The 14,442-nt window shown below is 69.0% G+C and carries 15 protein-coding genes and 1 pseudogene; 7 read left to right on the forward strand and 9 right to left on the reverse strand.

Annotation, left to right across the window (positions count from 1 at the left end; all coding sequences use genetic code 11):
* Positions 1-78: 78 nt before the first annotated feature.
* A complete protein-coding gene (locus DN069_RS17535) occupies positions 79-1,050 on the forward strand; it encodes an AraC-like ligand-binding domain-containing protein (protein WP_111501958.1) in 972 nt (323 codons plus the stop codon).
* 41 nt (positions 1,051-1,091) lie between these two features.
* Positions 1,092-1,607: a hypothetical protein gene (locus DN069_RS17540; protein WP_207892179.1), complete on the forward strand. Its 516-nt coding sequence runs from the start codon at positions 1,092-1,094 to the stop codon at positions 1,605-1,607.
* 22 nt (positions 1,608-1,629) lie between these two features.
* Here the strand turns inward: DN069_RS17540 and DN069_RS40090 are convergent, their stop codons facing one another.
* The 3 genes from DN069_RS40090 to phoU form a co-directional block, all read right to left on the reverse strand.
* The gene (locus DN069_RS40090; protein ID WP_165845529.1) at positions 1,630-1,785 is read right to left on the reverse strand and encodes a hypothetical protein; all 156 of its coding nucleotides are present in this window, start codon (positions 1,783-1,785) and stop codon (positions 1,630-1,632) included.
* Between the two features lie 292 nt (positions 1,786-2,077).
* Complete coding sequence (locus tag DN069_RS17545) at positions 2,078-2,830, reverse strand: SDR family oxidoreductase (RefSeq protein WP_111501959.1); 753 nt, start codon at positions 2,828-2,830, stop codon at positions 2,078-2,080.
* Between the two features lie 152 nt (positions 2,831-2,982).
* Positions 2,983-3,642, reverse strand: coding sequence for a phosphate signaling complex protein PhoU (gene phoU / locus DN069_RS17550; protein ID WP_111501960.1), 660 nt, complete (start codon positions 3,640-3,642; stop codon positions 2,983-2,985).
* A gap of 432 nt (positions 3,643-4,074) precedes the next feature.
* On the opposite strand from phoU, the gene thpR reads away from it, so the two are divergent.
* From thpR to DN069_RS17565, 4 genes and pseudogenes are all read left to right on the forward strand, one after another.
* Positions 4,075-4,662 carry an RNA 2',3'-cyclic phosphodiesterase gene (thpR, locus tag DN069_RS17555; protein WP_243639366.1) on the forward strand — a complete coding sequence of 196 codons (588 nt, stop codon included), beginning with the start codon at positions 4,075-4,077 and terminating at the stop codon, positions 4,660-4,662.
* Between the two features lie 88 nt (positions 4,663-4,750).
* A pseudogene (locus tag DN069_RS42860) lies at positions 4,751-4,952 on the forward strand (helix-turn-helix domain-containing protein); the annotation flags it as partial.
* A gap of 245 nt (positions 4,953-5,197) precedes the next feature.
* Positions 5,198-5,590, forward strand: a complete 393-nt coding sequence (locus DN069_RS17560; RefSeq protein ID WP_111501961.1) for a peptidoglycan-binding domain-containing protein — start codon at positions 5,198-5,200, stop codon at positions 5,588-5,590.
* Between the two features lie 294 nt (positions 5,591-5,884).
* On the forward strand, positions 5,885-6,409 hold the full coding sequence (locus DN069_RS17565; protein ID WP_111501962.1) for an RICIN domain-containing protein: 525 nt from the start codon (positions 5,885-5,887) through the stop codon (positions 6,407-6,409).
* Between the two features lie 8 nt (positions 6,410-6,417).
* Here DN069_RS17565 and DN069_RS17570 read toward each other — a convergent pair whose 3' ends face one another.
* Positions 6,418-6,729 (reverse strand): transposase family protein, encoded by a 312-nt coding sequence (locus tag DN069_RS17570; RefSeq protein WP_243639368.1) that lies wholly within the window; start codon positions 6,727-6,729, stop codon positions 6,418-6,420.
* A 106-nt stretch (positions 6,730-6,835) separates the two neighbouring features.
* On the opposite strand from DN069_RS17570, the gene DN069_RS39425 reads away from it, so the two are divergent.
* Positions 6,836-7,222, forward strand: coding sequence for a hypothetical protein (locus tag DN069_RS39425; protein ID WP_133259952.1), 387 nt, complete (start codon positions 6,836-6,838; stop codon positions 7,220-7,222).
* 248 nt (positions 7,223-7,470) lie between these two features.
* Here the strand turns inward: DN069_RS39425 and DN069_RS17580 are convergent, their stop codons facing one another.
* The 5 genes from DN069_RS17580 to DN069_RS41630 form a co-directional block, all read right to left on the reverse strand.
* Positions 7,471-8,880, reverse strand: a complete 1,410-nt coding sequence (locus DN069_RS17580; RefSeq protein ID WP_111501964.1) for a GH1 family beta-glucosidase — start codon at positions 8,878-8,880, stop codon at positions 7,471-7,473.
* A 272-nt stretch (positions 8,881-9,152) separates the two neighbouring features.
* Positions 9,153-10,871, reverse strand: a complete 1,719-nt coding sequence (locus tag DN069_RS17585; RefSeq protein WP_165845531.1) for an ABC transporter substrate-binding protein — start codon at positions 10,869-10,871, stop codon at positions 9,153-9,155.
* A 220-nt stretch (positions 10,872-11,091) separates the two neighbouring features.
* Positions 11,092-12,228, reverse strand: a complete 1,137-nt coding sequence (locus DN069_RS17590; RefSeq protein ID WP_111501966.1) for an ABC transporter ATP-binding protein — start codon at positions 12,226-12,228, stop codon at positions 11,092-11,094.
* The gene (locus DN069_RS17595; protein ID WP_243639371.1) at positions 12,225-13,469 is read right to left on the reverse strand and encodes an ABC transporter ATP-binding protein; all 1,245 of its coding nucleotides are present in this window, start codon (positions 13,467-13,469) and stop codon (positions 12,225-12,227) included. The genes DN069_RS17590 and DN069_RS17595 overlap by 4 nt, the downstream gene beginning before the upstream one ends.
* Positions 13,466-14,440: an ABC transporter permease gene (locus tag DN069_RS41630; protein WP_111501968.1), complete on the reverse strand. Its 975-nt coding sequence runs from the start codon at positions 14,438-14,440 to the stop codon at positions 13,466-13,468. The genes DN069_RS17595 and DN069_RS41630 overlap by 4 nt, the downstream gene beginning before the upstream one ends.
* Between the last annotated feature and the right edge of the window lie 2 nt (positions 14,441-14,442).

Raw genomic sequence — 14,442 nt, forward strand, 5'->3', positions numbered from 1 at the left:
GCCGTGTGCGTCAGACTGCAGACTGCCTGGGCGCCCTGGTGTCCAGACGGTAAAAACTGATGAACAACGGGGGCGTTGATGGAGTGGGTCGGCGGTTCGACCGCGGAGGTCTCGGCTCGGGAGAGGTTCGACTGGTTCAACGAGGTCGTCGCGAGCGCCCTGGCGCCGGTGGCACTCGCCACCGAGAACCCAACGGCGTTCCAAGCCGAGGGCGCCGCCTTGGCACTCGGACACGTCCAGATCTCGCGCTACTCCTACTCCCCGGTCCGGGCCAGGCGCACCCCGACCCTGATCCGGAGGAATGACCCGGAGCAGTACCAGTTGGGGCTGGTGACCAAGGGCTCCATGTGGCTCTCCCAGCACCGGGGCGAATCCGGGACACTGATCGGGGACATGGTGCTGTGGGACACCTCGCGCCCCTTCGAGTCCGGCTGCGGACCCACCGATCCAACGGTCGAGGCCTTCGTCCTGCAGATCCCCAAATCGCAGCTGCCGCTACCCGCGGACCACATCGACCGGTTGCTGGCGCGGAAGATCTCCGGGAGGACCGGGCTGGGCGCCATCCTCGCCCAATTCCTGATCAACCTGGGCAGCCACGGTCCCGACTGCCGCCCGCAGGATCTCGACGGGCTCGGGACCATAGCCGTCGAACTGACCAGCGCCTGCCTGGCCCAGCAGCTCGGTGAGCTGCCGGACATGTCCAGCGCGTCTCATAGCCGGACTCTGCTCCGGCAGATCAACACCTTCATCGAATCCAACCTGGCCGATCCCGAGCTGACGCCCCGTGCGATCGCCGACCGCCACCACATCTCCCTGCGCACCCTGTACCTGCTGTTCCAGGACCAGCCAGAAAGCGTCGCCGCATCCATCCGCCGACGCCGACTCGAACACTGCCACGCCGACCTCACCAACCCCCGCCTGCGCGACCAGCCCATCCACACCATCGCCGCCCGGTGGGGATTCACCCAACCCGCCGCGTTCAGCCGAGCCTTCCGCACAAGCTACGGCACCACCCCCCGCGAACACCGCAGCCAAGCAACCGGCCATTGAGGCACACCAGCCTTGCGTCAGCCTCGGGATAGCGTGCTTCAGTGACCGAGCTCGACTTCGTTGACCTGACCTTCGTGAACTTTCGGGACCATCCATTCGCCGATGGACGCGCCCACGGCTTTCGCTGGGTCGACCTGAAGTCCTTCCGTTTTCCGCAAGGCAGCCGGGACTCCGACCTGCTGGCCGCTGTCGTCGCCCACGCGCAGTTCCGCGACGACTATGCAGGAGGTGGCGTCGATCCCGGCGGAACCCGCCACGGCCCCTACTGGCTCCGCACGGTCAGCCCCCACGACTACCAACCGGTCGCTCGCGCCGAGGCCGCGCAGGTCTTGAAGGAGTGGGCGAATCAGCAAGGCGGCCTTCCGGGCTCGCTGGAGGACGCACTCGAAGCGACGCTCTTCGCTGTGGTGAACTCAGCCAGCCGTCTCTACCGTCTCCGTGACCTGGGCCGTGACGCCTTCCACGACTGGGGCGGGGTCCACATCGACTTCCACGAGTTCGTTGCCATCGACCACGATCGGCAGGTCTTGACCCTCCTCGTTGCGGCCGATGACTGATCATCTGTCCTGCCCTGGAAGCTCACGGGTGGGTGAGGATGCAGCGCGCGCCCCCGCGGCGGGCCGGGCAGCGGGCGGCATGGCGCGGGCGGCGAGCAGCCGCCCGCAGCGCCAAGGCGTGCCCGGCGGCCGTGGCGGGCACGGCGGGCACGGCGGGCACGGCGGGCACGGCGGGCACATGACTACTGGCGGCCCAGCCACGGAGCAGCCGCGACTGAGCGCGCCGCTCTGCCCGGGGCGAGCGGCGGCCGCTCGACCGACCTTCAACTGGCGGCACGAGAGATCCTGCTGGCCGGCATGACAAGCACCGGCACCGGCTTCACGCCCTCATGCCCGCCGGCACCTCTGCGAACCCGAGGCAACCGGCGGCGCGGGAGCGAGCAGGGCTGCCGAGCGACCACCAGGCGACGCCCTTCCGGCGTCAGCGGGGCGTTCAGGTGCCCAGCCACATCGACCCGTGGTCGTGCATGTCATTCGGGGACGGTGAAGGCCTCGGTGATGCCGCCGTCCAGGGGGATGGCGGCGCCGGTGATGAAGCCGGCGTCGTCGCCGGCGAGGAAGGCGATCGTGCCCGCGGCCTCGTCGAGGGTGCCGAAGCGGCCCATGGGCCAGTGGACGAGCCTTTTCTGAAGCACGCTCGGGTCGCGTTCCAGGATGGCTCGCTGCTGCGGGGTCTCGATGGGCCCGAACAGCACCGCGTTGACCCGCACGTTGCTGCGGGCGAGGTGGACGCCCAGGTCCCTGGTCAGCTGGACGACCCCGGCCTTCGCCACGGTGTAAGCCATCGGTGCGGTCGCCGAACCGACAGCGGCCAGGAACGAGGCGGCGTTGATGACGCTGCCACCGGCCGGTTCGGTGGCCAGCAGGTGCGGGATACCGTGTTTGCAGGAAAGGAAGACGCTGGTGAGGTTCGCATCCAGCGCGTTGCGCCACGTCTGCAGACTCATGTCGAGGACGGAGTGGTCGCCTCGGTCCATCAGGCCCGTGTTGTTGTAGATGACGTCGAGCCGGCCGTGCTCGAGCACGATCTGCCGGTACATGTCCTCGACCTGGGCCTCTTCCGTGAGGTCGGCCTGCAGCGTGTGCGCGCCGACCTTGTGCTCGACCTTGTCCACTCCGACCACGACCGCGCCCTCTTGTGCGAACCGCTCGGCGACGGCCTGGCCGATCAGGCTGGCCGCGCCATTGACGACGCAGACCTTGCCGACAAGTCCCGCACTCATCTCAACCTCCTTGATTCGCCGGCAGCGACCACCGCTGCCGGCATCTGGATCGTCCCTGTATGGGCGTCGTGATGCGGGAGGATCCCGACGGGTCTGCCCCTGGTTGGGCGGACCGAGGGGCGGCCCCGTGTCAGCCCGTGTGCCAGCAAGGGCTACTGCGGGGGAAGGTCGTCGGCGTAGGTGCCGGTGACGAGGTAGACGACGCGCTTGGCGACGGAGACGGCATGGTCGGCGAAGCGTTCGTAGAAGCGGCCGGCCAAGGTGACGTCGACGGCGTCCTCGACGCCGTGCTGCCAGCGGTCGTCCATCAGGCGCCGGAACAGGGCGCGGTGCAGGTCGTCCATGGCATCGTCGTCGCCCTCGAGTTCGAGCGCGGTCTTGAGCTCGCGGGTGGCAATGACGTCCGCGGCCTTGGCCATCAAGCGCTGAGCGACGTGTCCCATCTCCAGTACGGTGGCGTGCAGCTCATGGGGGACGGCATGGTCGGGGAAGCGGCGGCGCGCCAGCTTGGCCACGTTCAGGGCCAGGTCGCCAGAGCGCTCCAGTTCGGCGCTGATCCGCAGCGCGGTCACCACGGTGCGCAGTTCGGTGGCGACGGGCTGCTGGCGCGCGAGGACGGCGATCGCCCGTTCCTCCAGGTCGCGCTGCAGCTGGTCGAGCCGGTCGTCCGCGGCGATCACAGTTTCGGCGAGCTGGAGATCGGCGTCCAGCAAGGCGGTGGTGGCACGGCCGATCGCTGAGGCGGCGATCAGGGCCATCTGCTCCAGGCCGTCGGTGATCTCCGCAAGTTCCTCGCGGTACGCATCGCGCATCCAGCTTCCCTTCATCCCCGCCGTGGCTACCCTACGTGCGGTCGTGTGGTCCCAGGGATACACCCCGGGCGCATCAAGGTGCCCTCGGCCGCACGGTGCCGGAGCGTCCCGCGGGTGCTGAGGGCCTATACAACGGCTTCGGAGCCTTCGGCAGCCGGGCCCGTCACCCGATCCACCGCCGCGGCGCTTCGGCCACACCCGAGGACGGGTCAGACGTGGCCAGGCCACCCTGCTGGCGGCGACCATTGCGCTTCGGCTATCCCGAGGCAGCCGGACTGGCTGGATCGGTCGGGGGTCCCTTCCTGGCTGGCTTCGCCCTGACCGGGGCCATTTTGTGCCAGCCTGGTGAAGTAGGGAAGCTCCTGGCGGGCCTGGGACTCGATCACCGAAGGCACAACGTGGCGGGCGCGCGAGGGATGCTAGAAAGCCCTGGTGACCGATCATCCTCAGCAGTCCCCGACCGTGCGTCTGTTCGTTGCGTTGGCCCCACCCGACGATGCCAAGGATGAGTTGGCGGGCGCCCTGCACTTCGCCTACGCGAAATACCCCCACCTGCGGTGGAATCGGATCGAGGACTGGCACATCACTCTGACATTCCTCGGCGAGCTCCCGGTCACGGTCGTCCCACTCCTGCGGTCGGCCCTCGCCCATCTGGCTGCGGATCGTCCTTCCCTGGACTTGGACCTGAATGGCGGCGGCCACTTCGACGAGCGGCTGCTGTGGAGCGGGATCGAGGGGGAACTCGACGGACTGCACGTCCTCGCCGATGAAGTCCGGAACTCGGTGCGGGCCTGCGGCATCGCCTTCCAAGAGCGCCCGCTGCGCCCCCACCTGACGTTGGCCCGGGGACGGCGTGGCCAGCAGGCCGACATCCTGTCGGCGGCCGCGAGTCTCACCGATTTCGCCGGCCGCACCTGGCAGGCCGAGCGCCTCCACCTGGTGGGCAGCAACATCGGCCGCGGCCCGGGGGTGATCCGCTACCGCGACATTGAGTCTTGGCGGCTCGCCGGCGGATCCTGACCGCTGGGATGCGCGAGCGAGACGCGCGGACGGGGGCCCCGCGACCGGCACGGCAGCGCGGGGGTGGTCTAGGTGGTTCAGCGGTACCCACCACATCTCCCTGCGCACCCTCTACCTGCTGTTCCAAGACCAGCAAGAGAGCGTGGCCGCGTCCATCCGCCGACACCGACTCGAACTGCCAGGCCGACCTCACCAACCCCCGCCTGCGCGACCAGCCCGTCCACACCATCGCCCCTCGTTGGGGATTCACCCAATCCGCCGCCTTCAGCCGAGCCTTCCGCACCACGTAAGCACCACACCCCGTGAACACCACAGCCGAACAACCGACCGTTGAGGGACACGGACCCTCATCCCGTCCTTCCTCCAGCGCCTTTGCGCGCATCGTCAAGACAGTCTGCACAGCAAGCACACAGCTATGGACGCAGGCCTCATAGGCTCCCATCGTTCGGCCTTCACAACCCACCCAGGGCAGCCCTTGGGGCCTCCTGCTGGGCTGAAGTGAAGAGCCGGGCTCAGATCTTGAAAGGACCTCAGGTTGATTCTCAAGAAGGCAGCCGGCACTGCAGTCGCCGCCGCCATGCTCGCTGGCCTCGGCACCGTCGCCACCGCAACGACCGCCTCAGCGAACGCCAACTGCTACCAAACCATCTACTACAACTCCGACCTCGCCCCCAAGGGCTACTGGATCCCCGACCACAACCTTTCCTATGCGCCCAACTATCAGGACGGCTGCGTCGTCATCCTGCAGCAGGAACTGAACCAGGAACTCGGGGCGGGTCTTGCGACAGACGGCTACTTCGGCCAGAACACCCTGTACTGGGTGAACAAGTTCCAGAGCGCCCTGAACTGCGCTGGTGGCATCGACGGCGTCGCGGGCCCCAACACGATGAGCTGCCTGGCCTGGGCCACTAGCCAGACCCCCGCCTAGTGCTTCCACCAGCAGGTGTGGTGCGGCCAGCATGGCCGCCGCCGGAACCGTCCTGTCACCGCGGTGCCCACGGCCGACGCCGCGACAATTTCAGCTACCAACCTGCGCCGGGGCAGTTACAGCCCGGGAGTCGCCTGCGTGCAGCGGACCGAGAACTGACACCTCGACCGCAACCACCGAAATCCTGGGTTCTCGGTGGGCGGGACGACTGGCAGCATCTCCACCGACCGAAAGCGCGCCCGAGTTTTTCACGGCAGCCTCGTCGTTCCCCCGAAGCATGACTGGGAGTCACCCATGCGTAAGCGTCTTGCCGCCCTGGCCGCCGCTGCTGTTCCGCTCGTAGCCCTCACCCTCGGTGCCGCCCCGGCGCACGCCGCCAGTAACGAGTACAACATCAACATTTGGTTCCCTCTGGTCGGGAACAACCAGCCTTACCAATGTCTGGATATTCCCGGCAATAACGCCGCCTCAGGTCAGCAGCTCACGTCGTGGCAATGCGGCAACACCGACCAGGCGGAGAGGTGGAACATCATCTACACCGACAGCTACCACTTCGAGATCCAGTCGGTGACGAACCCGAACATGTGCGCCAACGACTGGCAGGGTGGCGACGTCTCCGGCAACGACATCAAGCTGTACACCTGCAACGGTGACAATGACGGTACGTGGAACACTGTGAACACGATCGGCGGGTTGCAGCTCCAGCCGAGGTCGGCGGCCGCCAACTGTCTGAACATCTGGGGCGGTCTGGGCAATGGCAACCCGGCGAAGCTGTATCAGTGCGCGGACGTCCCGAACGAAGACGTAGTCATCAGCTGATTCCACCCTTATCCAGGGGTTGCGGTGAACGCCCGTGGCCTCGGCGGGGCGACCGGTTCGGTCGGTTCGCGCACCGGTCCGCCGAGCGGGGAGAGCACGCCCAGTGGCGCGTCGGCGACCCACTCCACGATCGCAGCCAGGGACTTCGCGCCCCCGACAACGGCGCACGCGGCCAGTGCCAGGACGAAGTCCAGGGGATGACGGCGGCCGGCGCGCCGGCGCGGATCGGGCACAGCGGTCAGGCGTTCCAACAGGCCGGGGTGCTCGTCGGGAACGGGGGCGCGGTGGAGCTGGCTCAGGCGCCCGGACACCCAGGCCATCCAGTGGGACTGCAACGGCAACAACGACCAGCTCTGGAAGCGGAAGACCTGGCAAGTCCTACCAGAGCATCTTCTCAGTGCTTGCACTGACAACGAAGGAGAGCACATGAGCATCACGCGACGCATCGCGTCCGCAGCCACCGCCCTTGGCATGGCTGCAGGTATGGGGCTGGCTGTCACTGCACCGGCCCACGCCGACAGTCTCCACTGCACTGACAGCGCCTATTGGGTACGTCTCTGTGCCCAGGGCGGAAACGGCGGCTACAACGCCGAGGCGTTGTTCTACGGCGGCAATAACCCGCTGGTCGGTGACCCCATGGACTTCACCCTGGTCTGCAACAACGGCTGGGTGGATCCCGACTCCGGTACCTTCTCCCCGACGTCGGGCTGGTACACGTACTTCTGGAACGTCGATCCGCAGGGCACCTGCCACATCACGCTGACCGACAAGGCCACCGGCGCTGTCTACAGCAGCCCGGACACCTACTACTAACAGGCGCGTTGTCGCGAAGGTCTGCCTGCCCGGGTTCCCGACCCGGCCGGCTCGCATTGACCGGCGACAGATCACGGGGCCGCAACGGGCGGAGCGCCTTCCTGGGTCGTCGGAAGGCGCAGGGTCAAAAAACTGCTCCCGAGGCGGCTGTCGCCATCATCTTTGACGGTGCGTCAGGGTGTGAACGCGGCGGCGGCCGCACAGACCCTCAGGTGTGCGGCCGCCGCCTGCCTCGGGGTGCCGGGCGCTCACTCCAGCTGCGGGAGACAGCCCGTGCTGATCAGGTCGGCGTACCAAAGGGCGCTGGACTTCAGGGTGCGCTGCTGTGTCGCATAGTCGACGTGGACCGCGCCGAAGCGCTTGGAGTAGCCGTAGGCCCACTCGAAGTTGTCCAGCAGCGACCACAGGAAGTACCCGCGCACGTCGGCCCCGTCCGCCATGGCGCGCCGCACGGCGTCCAGGTGGCTGTGCAGGTAGGCGATCCGCTCCGGGTCGTGCACTGAGCCGTCGGTCCCTGGCTTGTCGTCGTACGCGGCGCCGTTCTCGGTGATCAGCAGCGGCAGGGCCGGGTACGCGCGGGTGAACCGCATCAGCAGCTCGTACATCCCGGCGGGGTCGATCGACCATCCCATCGCGGTCCGGTCGCCGGGTGCCTGGTGGAAGTCGACGTCGTCGGCGGCGGGCCAGGCGGAGAACTCGCTGGGCTTGTGGCCGTCGGCCATGACGCGTGGGCCGTGGCCGGAGGCGGCCGAGACCAGGGTCGGCGAGTAGTAGTTCAAGCCCACACTGTCGAGGGGCTGGTTGCTCGTCGCGGTGTCGCCGTCGCGCACGAAGGACCAGTCGGTCAGAGACGCGGTGTCCGCCAGCAAGTCTGCTGGGTAGGCGCCCTCCAGCATCGGGCCGGTGAAAACGCGCGTAGCCAGGGCGTCGATGCGACGCGCAGCGTCGACGTCGGCGGGCGCGTCGGAGAAGGGACGGGTGTAGGCGGGGTTGAGCGTGACCGACACCTGCGCCTCGGTCGGCAGCCCGGCGCGCAGCGCCTTCACGGCCAGGCCGTGGCCGAGGTTGAGATGGTGCGCGGCCTTGAGCGAGGCCACCGGATCGGTCCGGCCGGGGGCGTGCACGCCGGAGCTGTAGCCGAGGAACGCGCTGCACCAGGGTTCGTTGAGCGTGGTCCACAGCCGGACGCGGTCGCCGAGCGCGGACGCCACCAGTTCGGCGTACTCGGCGAAGCGGTAGGCGGTCTCGCGCTCGGGCCAGCCGCCGGCGTCCTCCAGCTCCTGCGGCAGGTCCCAGTGGTAGAGCGTGAGGCAGGGCTGGATGCCCCGCGAGAGGAGGTCGTCCACCAGCGCGCGATAGAAGTCGAGTCCGCGCTTGTTGGCAGGACCGGTCCCGGTCGGCTGGACGCGCGACCAGGAGACCGAGAAGCGGTACGCGCCGACGCCGAGCCGCGTCATCAACTCGACGTCGTCGGGCCAGCGGCGGTAGTGGTCGGCGGCGACGTCGCCGGTGTCGCCGCCGACCACCTTTCCGGGGGTATGGCTGAAGGTGTCCCAGATCGACGGAGACCGCCCGTCCACGGCGGCAGCGCCCTCGATCTGGTACGCGGCCGTGGCCGTGCCCCAGATGAAGCCGGGCGGAAACTGACGGTCAGTCATGGATGTGCTCCTTACGGAGGCCGAGCGGAGGAACCGGGGAACCATGGGGAACGGGGCTGGTCCAGGACGCCGGCCGGGCGCGGGGTCGGATTCCGGGCCGGCGTCCTGGACCGGGTGACGAGGAGGTCCGTAGTGCCTCCGCGTCACCGCGGTTCGGAGGCGTCACGACGACGGTGGGCAGCACGCGTCGACGGTTCTCCTCCGTCCCTCGGACCGCCGCGGGAAGGCACTCCTTGACCGCGGCCCGAGGGAGGATCGTCCGATCTGCAGCCCTACTTGACCGGGGTCAGGTGCAGGATCATGTACTCGTACGACTGATCCTGCGGGGTCGGGTTGACGTAGGCGTTGTCCTTCGTCGGCCAGCCGGTGAAGTTGGCCGTGCTGAACTCGTACCAGGACGCGCCGTAGAGCACCGGCACGGCCGGCACGTTCGTCGAGAGCTCCTGCTGCAGGGCGTTGAGCGCCGTCTGCTGGTCGGCCGGGGTGGTCGCGTTCTGGTACTGCTTCACCGCGGCGTCGGCCGCGCTGCTCTGGTAGCGGCTGAAGTCTCCGGCGGAGGGCTGGCCGACCGGGGAGGTCAGGGTGGAGTCCAGGATGAACTGGAGCCGCTGGAAGGCCGTGGTGCCCTGGCCCCAGTGCAGCGCCACGTCGTACTTGCCCGTGGTGATGGCCGTGTTCCAGCCGTTGTAGTCCATGTCGCCGTTGACCTTCACGTCGAAGCCGAGGCCGTTCAGCGTCTGCTGCATGGCCTTGGCGTCGCACCAGTAGTCCGTGAAGGAGTTCGGGTCGATGATCGTGAACGAGATCGTCTTGCCGCCCTTGGTCCACTTGCCGCCGACCTTGGCGTAGCCGTCCGCGCTCAGCAGGCTCTGCACCGCGGACGCGTCCGAACCCGGCTTCAGGTCCTTGGCGGTCGCCGGGTTGAGCGAGCTCTGGTCCAGCGGCAGCGTCAGGCCGCCGGAGGAGGAGGCGGGCAGTTCGTAGTTCGTCTCGCACTGGCTGGCCATGGAGGCGCGGTCGATGCCCGCGCTGACGGCCTTGCGGACCGCCACGTCGGCCAGCGCCGGCGCGGTGGGGCTCTTGGTGTTGAGCAGCAGCGCGACGGTGTTGCCGGCCGGGAAGTACGGCGCGTCGGTCTGGAACAGGTGGTTGTGCTGCGTGTCCTTGGCCACGAAGGAGGTCAGCACGTTGTTGATGTCGTTGCCGGCCAGGTCCAGCTGGCCCTGGGCGAGCGCGGTGGTGGCCGCGTCGTTGCTCGCGTAGTTGGCCACGGCGACCTCGGGAACCTTGGGCTTGCCGCCCCAGTAGGCCGGGTTGGCCTTGTAGCTGACCTTCTGCGCGGCGAAGGCGTCGACCACGTAGGGGCCAGTGCCTATCGCCTGCGACGCCTTGATGACCGCGGTCGCCGGACCGGAAACCGCGGACCACTGCTTCTTCTGCACGATCAGCTGATTGCCGATCGCCTGCGCGCTCGCCATCTCGGGCGAGGCGAAGGTGAGCACCACGGTGCTGGTGTCGGGCGTGGCGATCGAGGCGGCCTTGGGCACGCCCTGGGTGTTCGCCGCCGCGTTGTCCGTCACCAGCTGGTAGGTGAAGGCCACGTCCTCGGAGGTGAGCGGGGAGCCGTCGGACCACTTGACGCCCGCGTGCAGGTGGATCGTGGCGGTCTTGCCGTCGCTCGACCAGTCGATCTTGTCGGCCAGCCACGGGGTGGGCGCCTGGGTCGGGTTGAGGGTGTTGTACTGCAGCAGCGGCTCGTAGATCAGCGAGTCGGTGTTCTGCGTCCGGCCGAAGGAGTTGCCGTCGAACGGGTTGAAGTCCTCGGTGAACGCGGTCGCGCCGGTGTTGTCCTCCAGGTAGAGGGTCTCCGCCGCGACGCTGCCGCCGCCCGAGCCGCTCGACTTGGGAGAGGAGGAGCTCGAACAGGCCGTGAGGCTCATTCCCAGGGCCGCCAGGACGGCGATGCTCGTGAAGGTGGTGCTGCGTCTCATTGTCGTACGCTCCTTGGGTCCGACCGGCGCGCGCCGGCCAGTGGTGAACGACCATGTCCAGGTCAGTGAGCGGTGGTGCGGTGGTGCTGCTGCGATCCGGCCGGTGCGTGCCGGACGGTTCGCGGTGTGTCGAAGCGGACGTCGCTTCGGGCGAGTTGGCGCTCGCCCGGGGCATTCCGGCGATCCTTGGGTGGTAGGTGCCGGCCGACGGAGCGGCGGTTCACGCCGGATCCGTCGGGTCCTCGTGGCGCTGGGGCGAGGGCATGTGCCTCGTCTGCGGCACATCCGGTTCGGCGGACGTGGTGGGTGTGTGCTCAGGGTCGAGCAGCCAGCAGGCCGCGACATGCCGCGCGGACTCCGCGTCGGGGGCCTGCAGCGTGGGCGGCGCCTGCTCGGCGCAGACCGGCATCGCGAACGGGCAGCGCGGGTGGAAGCGGCAGCCACTGGGCGGGGAGACCAGGCTGGGCGGCGCGCCCCGCCCGCGCAGCACCGGAGGCTCGGCCCGCTCGGGGTCGGGCGCGGCACTGAGCAGGAGCTGGGTGTAGGGGTGGGCCGGCGCGTCGGTGATCCGCACCGCGTCACCGGACTCGACGATCTCCCCCGCGTACATGACCACGATCGAGTCCGCGAGGTAGCGGGCCGAGGCGATGTCGTGGGTGACGTAGAGAATGGCCAACTGCTCGCGCTCGCGCAGCTCGTCGAGCAGGTTGAGCACGCCGAGCCGGATCGACACGTCCAGCATCGAGACGGGCTCGTCGGCCAGCAGCACCTCCGGCTCCACGGCAAGTCCGCGGGCGATGGCGACGCGTTGGCGCTGCCCGCCGGAGAGCTCGTGCGGGTACTTGTCGATGTAGTTGTCAGCGGGTGTGAGGGAGACGCGCTCCAGCAGGTCGAGGACGCGCCGCTCCAGCTCCTCCCGGCCCAGGCGTCGGCCGGCGTGGAGCTTGAGCGGGCGCTCCAGGTGGTAGCGGACGGTGTGCACCGAGTTGAGCGAGGAGAACGGGTCCTGCAGCACCAGGTGCACGCGGCTGGTGTAGGCGCGGCGGGACTTCGCGTCGCCGCGCACCGGCTCGCCGTCGAGCAGCAGTTCGCCGGAGGTTGGGCTGATCAGCTGGGTGAGCATCCGGGCCAGGGTGGACTTGCCGGAGCCGCTCTCGCCGACCACCGCCGTGACGGTGCCGCGGGGCAGCGCGAGGGAGATGTCCTCGACGGCGTGCACAACGCCGGCGCCGCGTCCCAGGCCGCCGTGGACCTTGAAGTGCTTGGTCAGGTTGCGGGCCTCCAGCGCTGGCGTCCCGGGACGGTCCGGCCCGTGGACCACCCGTTCGACGTTGACCGTGTCGGCGATGTCGGTCATGAAGTGCTCCCGAGTGTCGGGTGGGTCACGGTCGTGCTGCTGGGCACCCGGTCCGCCCCGGATGCGGTGTCGCCGTTGGGGGCTGTGGCCACCTGGTCGGGCAGGTGCACCGGAGTGGGGAACGGGAGCGCCAGCGCGTCGGGGGCGGCCTGCTGTCCGTCGTGGAGCCAGCAGGAGCTCACCCGCTGGGTGGGCGTCGGCGCGGAGACGTCCGGCAGGCCGTCGATCCGGTCCATGGCCGGGGTGGCCAGGGGCGGGAGGTCGACCTTGCAGCGGTCCACGGCGAACTTGCAGCGCGGGTGGAACGCGCAGCCGCTCGGCATGGACTTCAGGCTGGGCGGGGCGCCGGGGATGCCCTCCATGCGGACGCGTTCGCCGTGCAGGCTCGGGAAGGAGCCCTTGAGGCCGAGGCTGTAGGGGTGGCGGGGTGCCCGGAACAGCTCGGCCGCGCTCGCACGCTCCACGATCCGCCCCGCGTACATGACGGCGATCGAGTCGGCGAGCTCCAGCAGCAGGGACAGGTCGTGGGTGATGAAGACGACCGCGAAGCCGAGACGTTCGCGCAGCAGCATCAGCTCTTCGAGGATCTCGCGCTGCGTCACCACGTCGAGGGCGGTGGTGGGTTCGTCCATGATGACGACCTGCGGCTCCAGAGCCAGCGACATCGCGATCATGACGCGCTGGCGCATGCCGCCGGAGAGCTCGTGGGGGTAGCTGCGCAGCCGGTCGGCGCTGATGCCCACCATGCGCAGCAGCTCGACCGCGCGTTCGCGCCTCTCGGCGGGGCTCATGTGCCGGCGGTGCGCCTTGAGCACGTCCGTCAGCTGGGCGTCGATCCGGGCGACGGGGTTCAGGGCGTGCATGGCGCTCTGGAACACCACAGCCAGCTCCGACCAGCGCATCCGGCCCAGCTCCTTCGCGTCCGCGGCCAGGATGTCGACGGTCTCGACAGGACCGGCGTCGGCGCCCTGCGGGCGGGAGTGGAACAGCACCTCCCCGCCGGTGATCACACCGGGTGCGCGCAGCAGCCGGGTCAGCGCATAGGCGAGCGTCGACTTGCCGGAGCCGCTCTCGCCCGCGAGGCCGAGCACCTCGCCCCGGTGCAGGGTGAGGTCCGCACCGCTGACGGCACGGACCGCGTCGGGACCGAAGCCGTAGTCCACGTCGAGGCCGCGGATCTCAAGAACGACCTCCCGTCCGGTCGTGGCCTTGGACGGGTTGAGCGTCTGGGTCTGCGTCACGGACGTGTTCCTTCCTCTGCGCGGACGACGGGGGTGAGGCCGAGCTGGAATCGCGGTCCCTTGCTGCGCAGCCCCCTGCGGGTGCTGCGCATCCGCGGGTTGACGATCTCGTCGATACCGAAGTTGAGCAGGGCCAGGGCGATACCGACGAAGGCGATGCACAGGGCCGGCGGCCCGTACCACCACCAGGTGCCGCTGGTGGTCGCGCTGAACTGCTGGGCGGTGTTGAGCATGGTGCCCCAGGAGGCATTGGTCGGATTGATCAGACCGAGCCAGGCCAGGGACGCGTAGGCGCCGATGCCGTAGATCACGGTGAAGATGAACGAGGAGGCCAGGATGGGCAGGAGGTTCGGCAGGATCTCGAACAGGATGATCCGGACCCGGCCCTCGCCCACGACGCGGGCGGAGTCGACGTAGTCCTGGTTGCGCAGCGCCAGGGTCTGCGCCCGCAGGACGCGGGCGCCCCAGGCCCAGGCGCTGAGCGCGATGACGGCGCCGATCAGCAGCGGGTTGCCGGTGTCGCCGTCCGGCATCATCTTCATGACGACCATAAGGATCAGCAGGCCCGGCAGCGCCAGGAAGATGTTGGTCAGGATCGACAGCACCTCGTCGGCCTTGCCGCCGAGAAAGCCGGCGCTCACGCCGACGACCACGGACAGGGCGGTGGCGACGAGCCCGCCCACGAAGGCGATGAGCAGCGTGTCCCGGCCACCGGCCAGCAGCTGCGAGAACAGGTCGTGCTGCTGCACGTCCGTGCCGAGCCAGAACTGCGATGACGGCGGGTGCGGCACGTTGTCCAGCGTGGACGCCTGCCACTCGGGCGAGTGCGGGGCCGCCATCGGCCCGAAGACCGCCAGCAGCACGAAGAAGAGCAGGATCAGCGAACCTGCGGCGACCTTGGGCGACCGCAGCCAGCGCGGGCGGCTGCCACTGCCGCCTGAGCGACGTCGGGGTCGAAGTACAGGGGACACGG

The sequence above is a fragment of the Streptacidiphilus pinicola genome (assembly GCF_003258295.1).
GTDB lineage: Bacteria > Actinomycetota > Actinomycetes > Streptomycetales > Streptomycetaceae > Streptacidiphilus > Streptacidiphilus pinicola.

Coding starts and splice junctions, on each gene's coding strand:
- DN069_RS17535 (WP_111501958.1), top strand. CDS start 79: ATGGAGTGGGTCGGCGGTTCGACCGCGGAGGTCTCGGCTCGGGAGAGG.
- DN069_RS17545 (WP_111501959.1), bottom strand. CDS start 2,830: ATGAGTGCGGGACTTGTCGGCAAGGTCTGCGTCGTCAATGGCGCGGCC.
- phoU (WP_111501960.1), bottom strand. CDS start 3,642: ATGCGCGATGCGTACCGCGAGGAACTTGCGGAGATCACCGACGGCCTG.
- DN069_RS17565 (WP_111501962.1), top strand. CDS start 5,885: ATGCGTAAGCGTCTTGCCGCCCTGGCCGCCGCTGCTGTTCCGCTCGTA.
- DN069_RS17570 (WP_243639368.1), bottom strand. CDS start 6,729: ATGGCCTGGGTGTCCGGGCGCCTGAGCCAGCTCCACCGCGCCCCCGTT.
- DN069_RS39425 (WP_133259952.1), top strand. CDS start 6,836: ATGAGCATCACGCGACGCATCGCGTCCGCAGCCACCGCCCTTGGCATG.
- DN069_RS17580 (WP_111501964.1), bottom strand. CDS start 8,880: ATGACTGACCGTCAGTTTCCGCCCGGCTTCATCTGGGGCACGGCCACG.
- DN069_RS17585 (WP_165845531.1), bottom strand. CDS start 10,871: ATGAGACGCAGCACCACCTTCACGAGCATCGCCGTCCTGGCGGCCCTG.
- DN069_RS17590 (WP_111501966.1), bottom strand. CDS start 12,228: ATGACCGACATCGCCGACACGGTCAACGTCGAACGGGTGGTCCACGGG.